Genomic DNA, 16,476 nt, shown 5'->3' on the forward strand with positions numbered 1-16,476 from the left:
TGCCAGTAAGTTTCGTGACGAAACTTACGATAGCGCATTACGTTGCATGACGCAACTCTTTCATTTAGGATGACGACATGTACCGAAAAACTTTCGAAGGCATGAACTGCTCGGTGGCGGGCGCGCTCGAGCAGGTCGGCGAATGGTGGAGCCTGCTTATCGTGCGGGAATGCACGATGGGTACGACACGCTTTGACGATTTCCAGCACAAGCTGGGCATCGCGCGCAACGTGCTGACCGCGCGGCTCAACCGCCTGATCGAGCACGGCGTGCTGGTGAAGGTGCTGGCCGAGGGCAGCGAGCGCCGCAACGAGTACCGGCTGACGGAGAAGGGAGAGGCGCTCTACCCGGTCCTTGTCGCGCTGATGCAATGGGGCGACGCGTGGTGTGGGCCCCAGACGCCGATCCGTATCGTCGAGGACAGCTCCGGGCACCCCATCGAACCGGTAAGCGTGCGCGTAGGAGCGCGAAAGCTTGGCCTGCGTGACGTACGATTCGAGCTGGGCGACGGCGCCACGGCAGGTACCAAAGAGGTCGTCAGGGCGCGCAACCTTGCCATTCTGGGCAAGGAGTGACAGACCTGAACGCCTGCTGGGGTCAGGCACAGCCTGTAAGCGTCCCAACGCGGCCGGCTATTTGTCCACCAGTACTCGCGCTTCTCTCCCGCGAAATAGAGTGGCCGCCCCGTGACGGATCGCGCGCTCACTTGGCCGGCACCACAAGCTGGGCACCCTTCTTCACGATATAGGTGGCCAGTTCCGATGCCGTGCCGCTGCCGACATTGCGCGCCGAGTGAGGGGTCCCGGCCGGGATGAACAGCGACTCACCAGCCTTGAGCGTGACCGGCCGGTTGTCGCCAAGCTGGTATTCGAGCGTCCCTTGCAGGACATGTTGCAGATCGCTATTTCGGCTAATGGCGATCTCTAATTACGCAAATGTGGGTGCCGGCCAGGATAGATGAAGGAAAAACGCTCTTCTCCTGCCGATGCTCGCGAGTGCTTTCAATGGAGATCTCCCTGGCGCGCAGATCGTGGCGTGCACGCGGATCGCCAGAATACCCCTATTTTTCCGATCTTTCGCGAGGTCATACGCATGGCTCTACCGAGCTATCACCCTCCCCGTCCGCCCTGCCCGGCCAGCAATAGAATTTCGCCGACACCGGCTCGGCGTAGCCCGCGTTAGCCGAATTAATGATCCGCCGCGCCGCATTAGCGGAATCGTTGGACATGGACGGAAAATGGCGTTGCTCTTGCACAACGGCCAAAGACGCTGCTGAACGCCGGTTTCTCCATTTAGATCAATGGGTTACAGCCATGTGATCGCTAGCGGATATAGCGGTCACCGCTAGCGGAATTAATGATCTTCAACAGCACGATCCGATCCATCTCCCCGAAAAACTTCTCGCGCCGCGTCACGCGCTTCTTCGTCGCAAACTCAACATCGGCAAAGCTGGTCTGTTTCAATTTCCCCATGCCTTCACCTTCATCGCGCCACGCTTTCCGTCCGATGACCAGTGGCTGAATTGATCAGCATTCCCTAAAGGACGAGGCCGTTCTGGGAGGGCCGGCGCCGCATCGACTGCATTGCCGCCGCGTTGCAGCATCTGGAAGCCAGCCGAGGGTGCAAGCGGTTGCGAAGTCGTCACGACATTGTCGGCGAGGAGCGGCAAGCGCTACGACGTGGAAGGAAAAGTCCAAAATGCGTTTTGATTCGATGCCATAAAATTTCGATCTCGAAAGGGGCCGACGCCAAGGCGACTGTGAACGGCCATCCAGTTTGAATACGACGGTAGGGTCGGAAATATGGCGGTACAGCGAGCCACATGGAAGGGCATACCGAATTCCCAGGCCACCACATCCGGGACCCTGATATATGCCCGCCCAAGTGCGTGGTCTCTTGTTCAGCTTGCTTGATGGCGCGCCAGCACGCGCCCTGGCCGCGCGCCCGTCGATCGTCCGCCATGCCAGACGAGGGAGCCATTGACAATCACTGTATCGATACCATGCGCCGGAGCGGTCGGCGCCTCGTAGGTGGCGGCCGCGTCGATGGTCTCGGCGTCGAACAGGACCAGGTCGGCGAACGCACCCTCCTTGAGCAGGCCTCGGTCTTTCAGGCCGAAATTCTTCGCGGTGAGACCGGTCATCTTGCGTACGGCAGTTTCGAGGGGGAACAAGCCGAGGGTCCGGCCATAGTGGCCCAGCACGCGGGGGAAGCTACCCCACAGGCGCGGGTGCGGAGACGCGTCGTGCGGCAAGCCGTCTGAGCCGATCATGACCTTTTCGTGCTTCAGGATGCGCTGCACGTCGCCCTCGTCCAACCGGAAGTAAATCCCCCCCGCTGGACTCAGGCGGCGGATCGCCTCCTCCTGGTCCACGCCAAGCTTTCGAGCGATGGCGTCCAGATCCTGCCCCGCGAATTCCGGAAGCGACTTCGACCAGCTCACAATGACGCGAGTCGAACTCGCCGCGCGGTGGGCCGACAGAACCGTGGAGCCGGCCGTATAGGGATAGCAGTCGATACAGATCGGCTGGGTCGCCATGTTCCGCTCAATGAAGGACAGGGCTTCCTGCGATCGGCCCTTGTTCTTTTCGCCGACCACCTTGAGGTGCGAGATCACCACCGGCACGCCAACCTCACGGCCAATTCGGAAGCTCTCCTCCAGCGAATCGATCACCCGATCCGCTTCATCACGCATGTGGGTGCAGTACACGCCGCCGAATGCCTGGAGCGGGCCGCAGATGTCGATCACCTCCTCGGTCGGCGCCGCAATCGATGGCTCGTAGAACAGGCCGGTCGAGACACCGATCGCGCCGGCTTCCAGCGCTTCGAGCACCAGGCTGCGCATCTGCTCTATCTGCGCCCGCGACGCCGGCTGCTCCAGATCCTCCACTGTCGCCACGCGCAGCGTGGTGTGACCCACCAACAAGGCGCAGTTGGTAGCGGGAGGCTGGTCACGCAGTGCCGCGATGTAGGAGGCGAATGTGGGGAAAGCGAACCAGTCGCCCTGCTCGTCGAGCAGGTTCAGTGGCGGAGTAACTGGCTGCGGGATCGGTCGTGGCATCGGCGCGAGCGAGATGCCGCAATTGCCCGCAATTACCGTGGTGATGCCCTGGCTGACCTTGGGCGCCATATCGGGGCTGGACAGCATGAGCCGGTCGTCGTGTGTATGTGCGTCGATGAAGCCCGGGGCCGCGATGCGGCCTTTGAGGTCGAACTCCACCTCGCCGCGTGCGCCCGATAGATCGCCGATATGGGCGATGCGGTCGCCGCGGATGCCGATGTCACCCTCGTAACGCGGCGCGCCCGTGCCATCCACGATACTCGCGTTGCGGATCAGCAGATCAAAATTTGCTTTCATGGGATTTCCAAAATAAGTTTCGGTGGTGCACTCGCGCTCACAACAAGGCGCCGCGCGCGGCAATCGGCCAGAGGGCCTCAACTTTGTCGCCGCGCACGCACACCAGTTCGTCGTAGAGATTGACGGTAGGGTCGCAGTGGCCCGGCACGAGCATCAGCACGTCTCCCAGCGACACTGCGGTGGCATCGGCAGTAGCCAGGACGCCATGCTCGTCGGCAGCCTTCACATAGCGCAGGTCGGGCCGCTGCCAGACGGCGGGCATGCCCGAATCCACGCTCGATGCCTTCAGGCCGGCATCCACGATCGCGCGCTGCGGATTCGCTCGGCTCATCACCGTGGTGCGCACGAACAATGCGTGCTCGAAGGGCACATCGCCCTCCCCGCGCTCGTTGTCACCGTAGTCGCGGTCCAGGAAGATATAGGACCCCGCCTGAAGCTCATTGAAGACGCCGCTGTCACGTTCATGCAAGAAGGTGCCGGTGCCCGCGCCCGTGATACGCTCGACAGCGACGCCGCAGGCCTCGATGGCGTCGCGCGTCGTGCGCGCAGCCTCGATAGCGTCTTTAATGGCCGCTTTGCGTTGCTGCGGCGACCGCAGATGCTGGGCCGGCCCGTGGTAGCACTGCAGCCCGGCGAAGCGCAGCCCCGCGCTGCCGGCAATCTGCAGGGCAAGTTGCACGGCTTCGTCGCCCGGTGCCACACCGCAGCGGTTGGCGCCGACGTTGACCTCGACGTAGACGTCGAGGGTGACGGCATGCGCCTGCGCGGCTGCGGCCAGCGCCTGCACCTGCTGCGGATGATCGGCCAGCACCCCGATACGCGCCTTGCGTGCCAGCGGTGCAAGGTGGCGCAGCTTGGTGTCGCCGATCACCTGGTTCGTGACCAGGATGTCGCCAACTCCGGCTTCCGCGAACACGGCAGCCTCGCCTACCTTCTGGCAGCAGATACCCACAGCGCCCAATGCGATCTGTCGCAAGGCGATCTCCGGACACTTGTGGCTCTTGGCGTGAGCACGCAGACGCACGTTTCGGCCGCGCAATGCGTCAGCCATTCGCTTCAGATTGCGCTCGAATGCATTCAGGTCGAGCACGAGCGCAGGTGTATCGATGGCGACGGCGGGGTCGCCAGCTTGGGCTGCATTCCAGGGACTCACGGGGATTTCCTTCAATCGATCTTGGCACCAGAGAATTTCACGATCTTTGCCCACTTGACCGTTTCGCTGCGGGAGAGGTCCAGGAACTCCTCAGGCGTGCTGGGCGCGATTTCTGCCCCCAGCACCTTGAATCGCTCTCGCACGGCGGGACTCTCCAGCGCGATGCGAATTTCGCGGTTGAGGCGGGTAACGATGTCTTTGGGCATGTGGGCCGGGCCGACGATGCCTCCCCACGCCGACACCTCGAATCCGGGCACGGATTCGGCGATCCCGGGAACGTCCGGATATGCAGCCAGGCGCTGCGCCGAGGAGACGCCAAGCGCCCGCGCCTTGCCCGCCTGGGCCATCGGCGCGGAAACCGGCGTGTTGATCATCATGAGCTGTATACCACCGCCGATCAGGTCCGTGACGGCCGAAGTCGCCGCGCGATAGGGCACATGCAGCATGTTGACGCCCGTCATCGCCTTGAAGAGTTCGAAGCCCAGATGCGCCGTGGTGCCGTTGCCATCCGATCCAAAGGCCAGCTTGCCCGGATTCTTTTTCGCATAGGCGATCAGTTCGGGAATGGTCCCGACGGGCACACTGTTGTTGACGATCATCATGTTGGACAGGCGCAGCGTGTTCGCGATCAGCGTCAGGTCCCTTTCGACGTCGTATGGCACCGCAGGCAGCAGCGACTTGTTGGTCGCCAGCGAGACAATATTGCCGTAAGCCAGCGTATAGCCGTCGGGCGCGGACCTCACCAGCTCCATCGTGCCGATCACGTAGGAACCACCAGGCTTGTTGTCAATCACGATGGGCACGCCCAATTGCTGCGCCAACTGTGGACCGAGGGCTCTCATTAACGCATCCGGAGCCCCGCCGGGAGCCGACGGCACGATCAGCCGGATCGGCTTGTCGGGATAAGCTGCGGCCGCTGGCGCAGCTATGGCAATGATGGCAAGGGTGAAAATTGAGACCAACAGACGTCTAAACATGGCTCGGGCACATGGTAGGTGGCGTAAGACAGCAAGCGCCGGTGGCATAAGGGACAGGCCGCGCTCTTTCAGGCGCCAGACGGAGCGCACCAGAGCGGGCTCATCTCCTTGAGAACGGGTTCTTAGTCGTTGCGCGCCAGGCCCGGGGTGGAAGCAGGCATCTTGCGCGCGCGGGCAGCCTGCTCGAATCCATACGCGTATCGGATGAGTTGAGGTTCGCTCCACGGGCGACCAGGAGACTCCAGGCCGACAGGCACACCGCGCGGGGCCCCCTCGGTGGGACAAGAGAATCCAGCAGGAACCACAATGGCCGGGAATCCGGTCAGTGAAGCCAGAATGCATACCGGCAATCGCTGCGCAAAGCACAACGCGGCGGCGCTCGTTGAGCCGGCGGGTGAAGGGCGTGGTTGGCATGGCTGTCTCCTGGTTGTTTCGTCCTGCTTTCAGCACCGGTGCATCGCGGCTCTTTGTCCACGGATGGGCCGGTGGTCCTGTTATCGGGGTGCCCAAAGTGGGGCTCCTGTTGTCGCCACACGGAACGCACGCCGCCCTCTCGCGGGCAGTCCTTGAGTTCGGCATGGCCTCGCGGCGTGCAGGGGGAAGCTGACCGCGCGGCCGCCGCAATGACGGTGCGGGCGCGCGTTGGCGCCCAGAGCATTTAGCGGACCGCGCCTTCCCCTTCCGTCCAGGCCGTGTACCGCGCGCGCCTTGTTCTCCTGGTTGGGGGGGTACAAGCCGAGCAACGGCGTGCCGCGCTCCACTTCCTGCATGATCCAGCCCTCCAGGCGTTCCTGTTCCACTGAGGCAGCAATCATTTCGTCAAGCAGGGCGGCGGGAATTGGAACCGAGGCCCGGTATGCGACCGGTAGACGTATTCTGACCAGTTCCCTTGTTGTGACGACGCAGCCAAAAGCTTTGCACGCTGCATCCCCCACACCCCGGCCGCGAAATTTGTTCCCGCTGCGACGGGCATCAGCCTGATGGAGAGATTTTGTCTCCTCATCAGGCAGATATTATCTGCCCCCTGCAACGTGGCAGAACGCGGGCGATCGGGCGCTTCTCAGACGCCAACGCCTTTCGGAACAGCCAATAGCGTTGCGCTTCTGAGGAACGCTTCGCATTTTCGAAGTTGTCGCAGTTCGACGAACTCATTGGGACGGTGCGCCTGCTCGATGTCTCCAGGGCCACAAACCACCGTAGGGATTCCGGCCTTCGAGAAGTAACCCGCTTCCGTGCCGTATGCCACCTTTCGGCGAACTGCATCGTGCGTGAGTGCCCTGACGAGTTGAACTATCGAGGATGCTTCAACCTCAGACAGTGATGGAGCAGCCCCAAGGCAGGAGAATGTTACGCTCGCTCCATCGAATACCGCATTCATCTGCGCTTCCAAACCTTCCGCATACGCCTCGATACTACGCAGCAGGCGGCCCACATCCGTGCCGGGCAAATCCCGGATTTCGAAATCGAATTTGCACACGTTGGGCACCGTATTGAGCGCAACCCCGCCATGCACCAGCCCGGTTTGCGCAGTGGTGTACGGCACGTCGAAGTCATCGTCGAAGGGGCCCGTACGACGGCATTCATCGGCCAAGTCGCGGATGAAGCATATGATTCGCGCCGCGTACTCAATCGCATTGACGCCCGACGGTGTCAGTGACGAATGTACAGAGCGACCCACCACGCAGCACCGGTAATGGTTCAAGCCCTTGTGAGCAATGACCGGACGCATGGATGTCGGCTCGCCCACGATGCAGCCTGTCGGGTGGATTCCGCGGTCGCGCATGTCGGCAAGGAGAAGAGGCACGCCAAGACAGCCGATTTCCTCGTCGAACGAGAATGCGATGTGAACCGGGTCTGCGAGCTTCGCTTCGACCAGCTCCGGCACGAGGGAAAGCAATGAGCCAAGGTAGCCTTTCATGTCCGCGCTCCCTCGCCCATACAGACGGTCGTTGTCGATGACTGCGCGAAAGGGGGGGGTGTGCCAATCCTGGCCATCCACTGGAACGACGTCTGTATGACCGGAGAATACAATCCCGCCATCCACCCTCCCGTCTGCTGCCGGAATTGTCGCAAACAAGTTTGCCTTAGCATTTCTGGCGTCGTAGGTCAGTTGCGTCGTAAGTCCAACACCCCCGAGAAAATCCCGAACCATTTCGATCAGGCCCAGGTTCGAGTTTCGGCTGACCGTCTCGATTTCAACCAGTCGGGATACCCATTCAACGACTCTGGAGAGTCGACTGTCATCGTTGCATGCATTCATTTGTATGTAGGCCTTTCAATCAAATATCGGACGGCGATGAGCGCTCTATCTTTAGCCGACCTATGCCGCTTTAGGGGCGCGACATCGAACTTCCGGGTCAACCGCATTTCGAGGCCACGCTGACCATGTCACGCGCGGCCGACCACCATATGAATTTCTTGCGCCGTATCGTCGGCTCCTCGCCAGTTCGAGGATTGGAAGCTAACCGAGCTTCCCGCTTTCGCCTGGAGGCACGCGCCCCGGGGCGTATCGAGTGTCAATTGCTCCGAAGTGCGGCTTGTTCCAATTCCGCGGCGCCTGGCGATGGCTCACCAGCGTCGTCATGCCCCGTCGCGCGGGTCGCGTGCTTGGGGGTGCCGAGCAACACGGCGAGACCTGCAATCACCAGCAACGCTGCCAGGATATAGAGCCCACTTGTAAAACTCCCGGTGGTCGTTTTCGCCCACCCCATAATGGCGGGGCTGACGAAACCACCGATCAGCGCAAGACTGTTGATGAGGGCGATACCACCAGCAGCGGCGGTGCCGGACAGGTAGGAGGTCAGCATCGCGAAAAATAACGGCATGCCGGTGAAAATCGTCGCAGTGGCGATCGCGAACGCGAGCAGGGCCAGCGCCAGACTGCTTGCGGTCGCCGCGACCATGACCAGTGCCGCACCGCCGATGAACGCGCACCCAGCCAGGTGCCAGCGCCGCTCCATCTTGATGTCGGAATGGCGGCTGATAAAGATCATGCCCAGTGCACCGACGCCATAGGGAATAATGGAGAACATGCCGATTTCGAATGCATCGTTGACGCCGGCATTCTTGAGGATGGTTGGCAGCCAAAAGCTGACTGCGTAGATCCCGCAGATGACGGCGAAATACACGAACGCGAACAGATAGATCCTCGGATCCTTGAGAGCGTCACCAAAGGTATGGCTGCGATTCGCTGTAGACGGTCCGCGTTCGGCTGCGAGTTGGTGCTCGATGATGTCCTTCTCGCGACCGGTCAGCCACCTGGCGTCGCGGGGATGGTTGACCAGCACGACCGGCACGAGCAAGCCGATTACCACTGCGGGAAGGCCTTCAAGCAGGAACAGCCATTGCCACCCGCTCATGCCGTGAACGCCGGAAAGATGGGTCATGATGGCGCCTGAGACCGGACTGCCGATCACGCCGGCAACGGTGATGGCACTGGAGAAGATACCCAGGACCCGCGCGCGCCGTGTTTCCGGATACCAATAGGTCAGGTAAAGGATGACGCCAGGCGTGAAGCCGGCTTCGAATACGCCGAGCAAAAAGCGCATGACGTAGAACTCAATCGGACTTGAAATGAACAGCATGCACATCGATACCAGGCCCCAGCAGATCATGACGCGCGTCATAGTCTTGCGCACGCCAATCTTCTCAAGCATCAGGTTGCTGGGCACTTCAAAAAGAAAATAGCCAGTGAAGAAAATGCCGGCGCCAAGTCCGTAGACCGCATCGCTGAAGCCGAGGTCATGCTGCATCTGCAGTTGCGCGAAGCCTACATTGATGCGGTCCAAATAGGCTATCAGATAGCCGACAAACAGGAATGCCACAAGTCTCCAGCTGACCTTTCTGTAGGTTGCATCGACTTCGTCGGCAACGTAACGGGTGTTGCCAACGACATCCCTCAGTGAATGCTCCATCATCAAATCTCCATATTTTCCATCTAGACCGCAATCGGTCGTTGCGCCGCCGGCGCCGTCTCAACCATCATGTTGACCTGCCCGCCCACCAGGTCTGTCATGGCGGGACCGCTGCCTTTGTACGGCACATGGGTCATGTCGATATTTGCATCTTTCTTAAAGATCTCCGCCGCCATGCGCTGCGGGGCGCCGGCACCAGACGAGGCGTAGTTAAGCTTGCCGGGATTGGCCTTGCCGTACCTGACCGGCTCCTGGAGCGTCTTGACCGGCACCCTCGGATTGACCACCACCACCAGTGGCACCGAGCCAACGACCATCACCGGGGCGAAATCCTTGATGATGTCGTACCGCAAGTGCTCTTTTTCCAGGGTGGCCATGGTTGCATGGGACGTCGGTGCGCCCATCAGCAACGGATAGCCGTCTGGCGCGCTCCGGGCGCCACTTCCGCGCCAATATTCCCGCCCGCGCCTCCCCGGTTGTCAACGACCACCTGCTGGCCCAGTACTTCGCCCAGGCGGGTGGCAACGATGCGGCCGATCACGTTCGTGGCGCCGCCCGGCGGATAAGGCACGACCCGCCGGACCGGCTAGTCCGGATAGGCCGCGAACGCGACCGTGGCACTGGTGAAAGCGGTCATGACGGTGAAGGCCAACAGCCCTGCCCGCAGCAGGGTGCGTCGAGTCACATTGGTGATGGGGAAATCCATGTCGTCTCCGGTCTGTTGTTGTCTGCGCATCCAACAGCCGGTAATGCGCATGTACGTAGTTTGACGAAGACGGAAGGCAAGAAAAAGCGATCCCGGGACCGATTAACCAAAAAAATTTTTTGGTTTCGCGGCTCCCCGCTAGCGGAGAGCGTGCAAAACTTGAGGAGGCCCCAAATGAGCGGGCGCTAGAGAGCATCCGGCCATCGCGTCGGCTCCGTGTGGACTACGCTGATCGGTATCGCAACGGCGGGAGCAAACCATGCGGTTGATCATCGAAGCCAGGTTGGCCGCTGAGGGCAGCGACACCGGCCATGACGTTGACGGCGTTTTGGCCGTGATTGAGCGCCCTGCCGGTAGTCTTGCGAACCTGGGTCTGACTCTCGCGGAGGCGCGGTCGCTGTTGGCCAAGGTGCAGGTCGAGCTGGTTTCGAAGCAAGTGGATGAGTGGCTCTCGGACCAGATCCATTGTCGGTGCAGTGGCGCGGCATTGCACCACAAGGACAGTCGCTCGACGGTGGTACGCACTGTGTACGGCAAGGTGACGGTGAACAGTCCGCGGCTGTGGTCGCGTGCTTGCCAACGGACTGTGCGGACGCCGCGGCGTGTGGTCCACCCCTTGTCTAAAGCTCTGTCTAACCGTGCCACGCCGGAGCTGAAATACCTCCAGGCGAAGTGGGCGGCCCATCTGCCGTACCGGCAGCCCACGGCCATGCTCAAGGAAGTGCTGCCGCTGGACAAGGGCATTTCGTTCAGCGGGACCCGGGGTCGGATTCGCACTATTGGAAAACAGCTCGACGCTGACATCGAGCGTGACATCGCGAAACTGCCCCAGGCCGTTGCAGACATACAGGTTCGCAAATCCAGCCCTGTCGCCGCCGTGAGCGTCGACTCGGCGTGGCTGCGGCATTGCGACTCCGTGAGAGGCCTTGGCCGCCACGTCAACCTAATTGCCGGGCGAGCGACGTTTACCGACAGTCCGCCAAAGTTCTATGCCTATGTGCACCGGGAAGTTACCTCGGCTGCAGCGCGACTCGATCAGTTCCTCAACCGAAACGGTGTGGCGACCGATGAACGCGTGACCGTGATCAGCGACGACACTGGTGAATTTGAGAAGGCCGTCCAGGGCAGTCAGCTGGCTCGCGGCCGGATCCTCGATTGGTTCCACATCGCGATGAAGTTCAAGGCGACGCAGCGTTCTGTGATCGGCAGCAAGATGATCGCCTCGCTGGAACGGGAGTCCGTGGAGACCGAAATCAACCACGCCAAGTGGTTGGTCTGGCATGGCAAGGGCAGCAAGGCAGTGGAGCGGATCAAGGCACTGGACGATCGGCTGCTGACGAGGGAAGGGTACGAATTCAGCACGTTGTGGTGGAACCTGAACACGGTCTACGGGTACCTGAGGAACAACGCGCACACTTTGGTCAACTACGGCGCTCGGCATCGCAAGGGCCTGCCGATCAGCAGCAGCATCGCCGAGTCCGCTCTCGACCGACAGTACTGATATCGGTTCTGCGCTGCCCTGCGGAGGTTTCCCTTGGGCGGGCAGTATTGCAACCTATTGATTAATAGGTGTACCTCTCTTCCGGTTGCGCCACAGCACGCCAGAAGTCGTGCAGCGCCGGGCGCGCGCCGTCGCGGCCACCCTGCAACAGCCCATATGCCAACATGGCGGCATTCGTGGCGTCTGCACTGGTCGCGCCGACACCCTCAATTTTTAGTAAGCCGCCCGTCCCCAAGCAACTGGTCGAGGACGCCCCGCGTGAACGCACCGTGCATCCCACCGCCCTGCAAAGCGAGCGCGATCGGCTTTTGCGCGCCACCGCCCGGCTGTCTTCCGCTCGTTGTAGCCATCCCGAAGCTCCTCGGTGGTGCTGCTGGGCATCATGGGCGCTGCGCGTCGTTCCGGCCGGTCAGGAACCACGTGCGCAGCTCACCCATGCCTTTGGCTGCAATCGTGCCACGCTCCTCGAACAAGAATGGCTCCGCGAGGTACTGCCGGGTGGCCTCCGTAACCTGCACGCGACCGGCCACGCCATGGGACTCCATACGGCTGGCGATATTGACGGCGTCGCCCCACAAGTCATAGATGAACTTGCGCTTGCCGACGACACCGGCCACCACCGCACCACTGTTGATGCCAACGCGCAACTGCAAGCTGTGGCCGCAGCGCGCATTGAAGCCGGCCAGCGCGTCGATCATGTCCAGCGCCATGTGCGCCGCCCGTACTGCGTGATCGGCCGCCGCGACTGGCAGCCCTGCGGCAGCCATGTAGGCATCGCCGATGGTCTTGATCTTCTCGAGGCCACGATAGTCGGCAATGCTGTCGAAGGCGGTGAAGATCTCATCGAGTACCGCCACCAGCCGCTCGGGGTTCATGCCGGCAGAAAAGCGGCTGAATTCAACGATGTCGGCGAACAATACAGTGGCCTCCTGAAAACTGTCGGCAATCACTCCTGGGTGCGCCTTCAGGCGCTCGGCAATCGGGTGGGGCAGCACATTGAGCAGCAACCGCTCCGACACCTGCTGCTCCGCGACGATCCTGTCGTACAGCTCCTTGAGCTCGTCCCTCTGATGGCGGATCAGCTCGCGGCTGGTCTCCAGCGCCTGTTCGGCTTGCCGGCGCTCGACGATCTCCTGCTGCAGTTGCGCGTTTTGCGCCTCCAGCCGCTGTTGCATCGCATGCAGGTTCAGGTGCGTGCCGACCCGCGCCATCACTTCATCGATCTGCAGCGGTTTGGTGACATAGTCGACCCCGCCCGCCTTGAACGCGGTGATCTTGTGCTCGGTCTCGGTCAGCGAGGTCATGAAAATCACCGGGATCTTTCGGGTGCTTGCCAGCGCCTTCAGGCGGCGGCAGACTTCAAAGCCGTCCAGTCCGGGCATCATCACGTCGAGCAGGATCAGGTCCGGCTGTACAAAGTCGGCGCGTTGCAGCCCTTCTTCGCCGTCCTGCGCGACGACGATCCGAAAGCCGTGGTCCTCAAGACTTTCCACGATCACGTCCAGGTTGGCTGGCGTGTCATCCACAATCAGGATCGTGTGGGTGCCAGTTTCCTGTGCCGAGGTCGCCGTCATTGCGCTGGTCTCCTTTCCAGGTGCCGCTCCACAAGGCTTAGAATGGCTTTGGACTGGTACCCCTTGGCCAACAGGCGCAGTTGGTCGGCGAACGGACGATAGCGCTCATCGAGCTCGGCTAAGTGAGCGGCGCGCTGCACTATGTCGCGCATGTTTCCCTCCCGCGCCAGACGATGTAGGATTTCCATCTCCTGCGCCGGTGGCACCAGCAGTGGCCCGGGCGCCTGATGTTCGCGAGCGGAGCTCGCTGGCGGCGCTGCGTAAGTCCAGCTGAGCTTCAGCAGGCTGGCGATCTGTGCCAGGAGCATGCCGAAGTCGATCGGTTTGGGCTGGAACGCGCTCATTCCGGCTGCCAGGCTGCTCTCCTTGTCGCCACCGGAAGCGCTGGCGGAAATCGCGATGATCGGCACATCCTTCTGGGCCGGCAGCTGGCGCAGGCGGCGCGTGGCTTCCAGCCCGCCCATCTCCGGCATGACGATGTCCATCAAGATCAAGTCCGGGCGCAAGGTTTGGGCCTTTTCCAGTCCCTCGCAGCCGTTTTCCGCCTCGACCATCTCAAAGCCGATCTGGCCCAGCAGGTCGACCACCACGGCCCGATTCTCGGCCACATCATCGACGACCAACACCTTCTTGCGCGGCCCCTGATAGCCGGTCACGACCCCTGCGGCAGACGGAGGCGCGATCTCGAACTCGACCACCGGCAGTTCCAGCTCGAACCAGAAGGTGCTGCCCTGGCCGATCCGGCTCTCGACCCGGATGTCTCCCCCCATCAGCCGCACAAACCGCTGGCTGATGGCCAAACCCAAGCCGGTACCTCCGAGCCGGCGCAGTGCGTCGCCCCCTTGCTCGAAAGGCTGGAAGATGGATTCCAATTGGTCGTCGCTGATGCCGATGCCGGTGTCTTGCACTTCGAAGCGCAGCCGGGTGGGAGGCGCAAAGCGCACGTGCAGGCTAACCTGACCGCGGTCGGTGAATTTGATGGCATTGGCCAGCAGGTTGAGCAGCGCCTGGCGTAGCCGCTTCTCGTCGGCGCGGATCCCGCTGGGTAAGTCCGGCGCAGTGTCACAGAGAAAGACCAGGCCCTTCTGCTCCGCTTTGACGCTGATGATCTCGGCAATGATGCGCAGAAACTTGGCCAGCGGGATGTCGGTGAGGCTGAGCTCCTGCTTGCCGGCTTCGATCTTGGCGAAATCGAGTACATCGTTGATGAGCGTCAGCAGTTGCTCGCCGCTTTGCTGGATCACGCGCAGCCCCGCGACCTGCCGCTCGCCCAGCATGGTGTCCCGCAGCAGTATCTGCGCGTAGCCAAGAATACCGTTCAGCGGCGTGCGCAGCTCATGGCTCATGCTGGCAAGGAAATCAGATTTCGCGCGGTTGGCTCTTTCCGCCGCGGCCTGCAGCTGCTTTTGGTCCTCAATGTCGGTGCTGGTCCCAACCCATTTGACGATATGTCCATTCAAGTCTTTAAGCGGTAATCCGCGGGCCAGATGCCATCGATAAATGCCATCGGAGGCTCTTTTCCAGCGGTATTCAGTTTCATAATCTTCACCGCTTTCTAATGAGCTCGTCCAGCGATCGATGGTAGGTTGCAAATCATTCGGGTGGAGTGCTTGAGTCCAGCCCCACCCTTGGAGTTGCTCAAAAGTAAGTCCCGTATAAGTGATCCACCGTCGATTGCTGTAGTCGATCCAGCCATCCGGCATGGCTGTCCACACTATTTGGGGCATCGCATCTGCAAGCGACCTGAAGCGCCGTTCGCCCTCATCAATCTCGTCCGCGAAAGAAGGCAATTTTTCCGGGGGACTGGGCATGTTTGCCTACCTGAATAAGAGCCAAATATTGTTGGCAGCGCGCCTACGCTTTGCTAGTCGCGGCCCACCGATCAAGGCGCCGTCCGCTTCCACCAACCCGTGCAAACGGTATTGTTTATCCCGTTCACTCATCACCGGACCATACGCAGCGTAGTGTGTGCCGTGATCCATGACACGTCAAGCTGCTCGGACCAGCGCAAAGCGGAAATACCGCCCTTGTCTGAAACCGTCAGGCATGTGGCCGAGAACAATTTCTGCAGCGGCGGTTTGCTGGTGCGAACCCAGCCTCACACGGCCGCCAAACCATCTGATTACTCGTTCCTAGCCCCATATCACTTTCCCTCTAACATGCAGCGCCATTGCTGCTACAGGAAATGAATTCGCAGCATGGTGGCAATGAGAAATGGGGGGAGGCCTGTCGAACGCTTTCGCGCATGCGGCTGGACCAATGCCACCAGGGTATCTCAAGGGACGACCAGGTTCGATGCGCGAGCGGGCATCGACAGATACCAAGAAGCGGGGATCGTGATCACCTACGCTACAATCTCCTGACCCCGCAGTACCACCTTCCTTCCCCGATCACGTTCACCGAAACGGCCGATCACCTTCACCGAAATCCGCAAAATGGCCGTCAAAGCCGGACTGGCGGGTGCCGCGATCTCATATAGCCGCGCGTCATAAGCCCGATAAGAAAACTGTCTGCTACGATGCGCCGGCGCGGGGCTTACGGGCCTATGCTAGGTGACGATGCCCGGGTGACTAACCGGCGCGATGTGTTCTCCGATGGGGCTCGGGTAAGTGATCGACGCGACGTGTTCTCCGATGGGGTCTGCACGGAAGGCGGCCGGTAGCGCGTTGGCTGGCCAGAAATTAGTGTGAATTATTGGGTAGCAATGATTATTGACGCTAGATTTCGAATGATCGAGAGGTGGCATGCGGCCTGAAGCGGGGCACGCAGCTTGCACCCTTTCATAAACGCGGCATTCCGCCGCAGGGCCAGAAGGCCGATCAGGCTGGGCAGAACCAGCAAGGCCAGAAGGGTGGCCAGCAAGGCCAGCGCTAATTACCTGCTGGCATAAAGGCTAAAAGCTCGCGGCGGCAATCCATGCCGCCGCTAGGCGCCGCCTCCGCGTGCATGCGTGGAGGCGGCTTTTTGCTTGATGAGCGGCAGCATGTCGGCGGGCAGCACCTTCAAGGAGGCTGTCACATTACCCGCCGCGGGCCCGAGTCCTGCGCACCAATGCCCCAAGAACACCGCTTTTTTTTCAAACCAAAGTCGAGGCGATGCAAAACCCGCAATCCCTCGCGCAGTATGGCCTTCTGGCTTTTTTTGGGCTTCATTCTGATCTTTCAAAACAAGCCCCCCCACAGCGGTGACCAGCAAGGCAGTGGCAGGCGCGCTAAGATTGCTGCCCTGTCGTCTCACCGGCCTTACAGCCGACCCGCCACGCATGGGGATCCGCCATTTGTCGAACGACGCCC

At 61.3% G+C, this 16,476-nt stretch carries 12 protein-coding genes and 3 pseudogenes; 2 read left to right on the plus strand and 13 right to left on the minus strand.

The features are described 5' to 3' along the window. Nucleotides 1-77 precede the first annotated feature (77 nt). Nucleotides 78-575: a winged helix-turn-helix transcriptional regulator gene (locus tag ACZY0R_RS39970; protein ID WP_488866938.1), complete on the plus strand. Its 498-nt coding sequence runs from the start codon at nucleotides 78-80 to the stop codon at nucleotides 573-575. A gap of 127 nt (nucleotides 576-702) precedes the next feature. Here the strand turns inward: ACZY0R_RS39970 and ACZY0R_RS39975 are convergent, their stop codons facing one another. From ACZY0R_RS39975 to ACZY0R_RS40015, 9 genes and pseudogenes are all read right to left on the minus strand, one after another. Beyond that, nucleotides 703-921 carry a cupin domain-containing protein gene (locus ACZY0R_RS39975; RefSeq protein ID WP_488867322.1) on the minus strand — a complete coding sequence of 73 codons (219 nt, stop codon included), beginning with the start codon at nucleotides 919-921 and terminating at the stop codon, nucleotides 703-705. A 401-nt stretch (nucleotides 922-1,322) separates the two neighbouring features. Next, the gene (locus ACZY0R_RS39980; RefSeq protein ID WP_488866940.1) at nucleotides 1,323-1,472 is read right to left on the minus strand and encodes a hypothetical protein; all 150 of its coding nucleotides are present in this window, start codon (nucleotides 1,470-1,472) and stop codon (nucleotides 1,323-1,325) included. A gap of 428 nt (nucleotides 1,473-1,900) precedes the next feature. After that, nucleotides 1,901-3,358, minus strand: a complete 1,458-nt coding sequence (locus ACZY0R_RS39985; RefSeq protein WP_488866942.1) for an N-acyl-D-amino-acid deacylase family protein — start codon at nucleotides 3,356-3,358, stop codon at nucleotides 1,901-1,903. 37 nt (nucleotides 3,359-3,395) lie between these two features. After that, the gene (locus ACZY0R_RS39990) at nucleotides 3,396-4,511 is read right to left on the minus strand and encodes a DSD1 family PLP-dependent enzyme (protein WP_488866944.1); all 1,116 of its coding nucleotides are present in this window, start codon (nucleotides 4,509-4,511) and stop codon (nucleotides 3,396-3,398) included. An 11-nt stretch (nucleotides 4,512-4,522) separates the two neighbouring features. After that, entirely contained in the window at nucleotides 4,523-5,578 is a 1,056-nt protein-coding gene (locus tag ACZY0R_RS39995; protein WP_488866946.1) for a Bug family tripartite tricarboxylate transporter substrate binding protein, read from the minus strand. A gap of 611 nt (nucleotides 5,579-6,189) precedes the next feature. Next, nucleotides 6,190-6,336: pseudogene (locus ACZY0R_RS40000) on the minus strand (ribonuclease activity regulator RraA); the annotation flags it as partial. Between the two features lie 212 nt (nucleotides 6,337-6,548). After that, the gene (gene argE / locus ACZY0R_RS40005; protein ID WP_488866948.1) at nucleotides 6,549-7,748 is read right to left on the minus strand and encodes an acetylornithine deacetylase; all 1,200 of its coding nucleotides are present in this window, start codon (nucleotides 7,746-7,748) and stop codon (nucleotides 6,549-6,551) included. Nucleotides 7,749-8,004: 256 nt separating this feature from the next. Then, nucleotides 8,005-9,405, minus strand: coding sequence for an MFS transporter (locus tag ACZY0R_RS40010; RefSeq protein WP_488866950.1), 1,401 nt, complete (start codon nucleotides 9,403-9,405; stop codon nucleotides 8,005-8,007). Nucleotides 9,406-9,443: 38 nt separating this feature from the next. After that, a pseudogene (locus ACZY0R_RS40015) lies at nucleotides 9,444-9,973 on the minus strand (tripartite tricarboxylate transporter substrate-binding protein); the annotation flags it as partial. A 394-nt stretch (nucleotides 9,974-10,367) separates the two neighbouring features. Between ACZY0R_RS40015 and ACZY0R_RS40020 the strand changes: the two are divergent. Further along, nucleotides 10,368-11,609: a hypothetical protein gene (locus ACZY0R_RS40020; protein ID WP_488866952.1), complete on the plus strand. Its 1,242-nt coding sequence runs from the start codon at nucleotides 10,368-10,370 to the stop codon at nucleotides 11,607-11,609. Between the two features lie 70 nt (nucleotides 11,610-11,679). Here ACZY0R_RS40020 and ACZY0R_RS40025 read toward each other — a convergent pair. The 4 genes and pseudogenes from ACZY0R_RS40025 to ACZY0R_RS40040 all read right to left on the minus strand — a co-directional run. After that, nucleotides 11,680-11,959, minus strand: a pseudogene (locus ACZY0R_RS40025) (patatin-like phospholipase family protein); the annotation flags it as partial. Between the two features lie 30 nt (nucleotides 11,960-11,989). Continuing rightward, nucleotides 11,990-13,183, minus strand: a complete 1,194-nt coding sequence (locus tag ACZY0R_RS40030; protein ID WP_488866954.1) for an adenylate/guanylate cyclase domain-containing protein — start codon at nucleotides 13,181-13,183, stop codon at nucleotides 11,990-11,992. Then, nucleotides 13,180-14,994, minus strand: coding sequence for a PAS domain-containing hybrid sensor histidine kinase/response regulator (locus ACZY0R_RS40035; protein WP_488866956.1), 1,815 nt, complete (start codon nucleotides 14,992-14,994; stop codon nucleotides 13,180-13,182). The genes ACZY0R_RS40030 and ACZY0R_RS40035 overlap by 4 nt, the downstream gene beginning before the upstream one ends. A 1,114-nt stretch (nucleotides 14,995-16,108) precedes the next feature. Next, the gene (locus ACZY0R_RS40040) at nucleotides 16,109-16,378 is read right to left on the minus strand and encodes a hypothetical protein (protein ID WP_488866958.1); all 270 of its coding nucleotides are present in this window, start codon (nucleotides 16,376-16,378) and stop codon (nucleotides 16,109-16,111) included. Between the last annotated feature and the right edge of the window lie 98 nt (nucleotides 16,379-16,476).

It is taken from the genome of Cupriavidus sp. F041, assembly GCF_057814235.1.

What these genes read in the sequence shown, in the direction of transcription:
- ACZY0R_RS39985 (WP_488866942.1), bottom strand. Translation starts at nt 3,358, where the DNA reads ATGAAAGCAAATTTTGATCTGCTGATCCGCAACGCGAGTATCGTGGAT.
- ACZY0R_RS40020 (WP_488866952.1), top strand. Translation starts at nt 10,368, where the DNA reads ATGCGGTTGATCATCGAAGCCAGGTTGGCCGCTGAGGGCAGCGACACC.
- ACZY0R_RS40010 (WP_488866950.1), bottom strand. Translation starts at nt 9,405, where the DNA reads ATGATGGAGCATTCACTGAGGGATGTCGTTGGCAACACCCGTTACGTT.
- argE (WP_488866948.1), bottom strand. Translation starts at nt 7,748, where the DNA reads ATGAATGCATGCAACGATGACAGTCGACTCTCCAGAGTCGTTGAATGG.
- ACZY0R_RS39980 (WP_488866940.1), bottom strand. Translation starts at nt 1,472, where the DNA reads ATGGGGAAATTGAAACAGACCAGCTTTGCCGATGTTGAGTTTGCGACG.
- ACZY0R_RS39970 (WP_488866938.1), top strand. Translation starts at nt 78, where the DNA reads ATGTACCGAAAAACTTTCGAAGGCATGAACTGCTCGGTGGCGGGCGCG.
- ACZY0R_RS40035 (WP_488866956.1), bottom strand. Translation starts at nt 14,994, where the DNA reads ATGCCCAGTCCCCCGGAAAAATTGCCTTCTTTCGCGGACGAGATTGAT.
- ACZY0R_RS40030 (WP_488866954.1), bottom strand. Translation starts at nt 13,183, where the DNA reads ATGACGGCGACCTCGGCACAGGAAACTGGCACCCACACGATCCTGATT.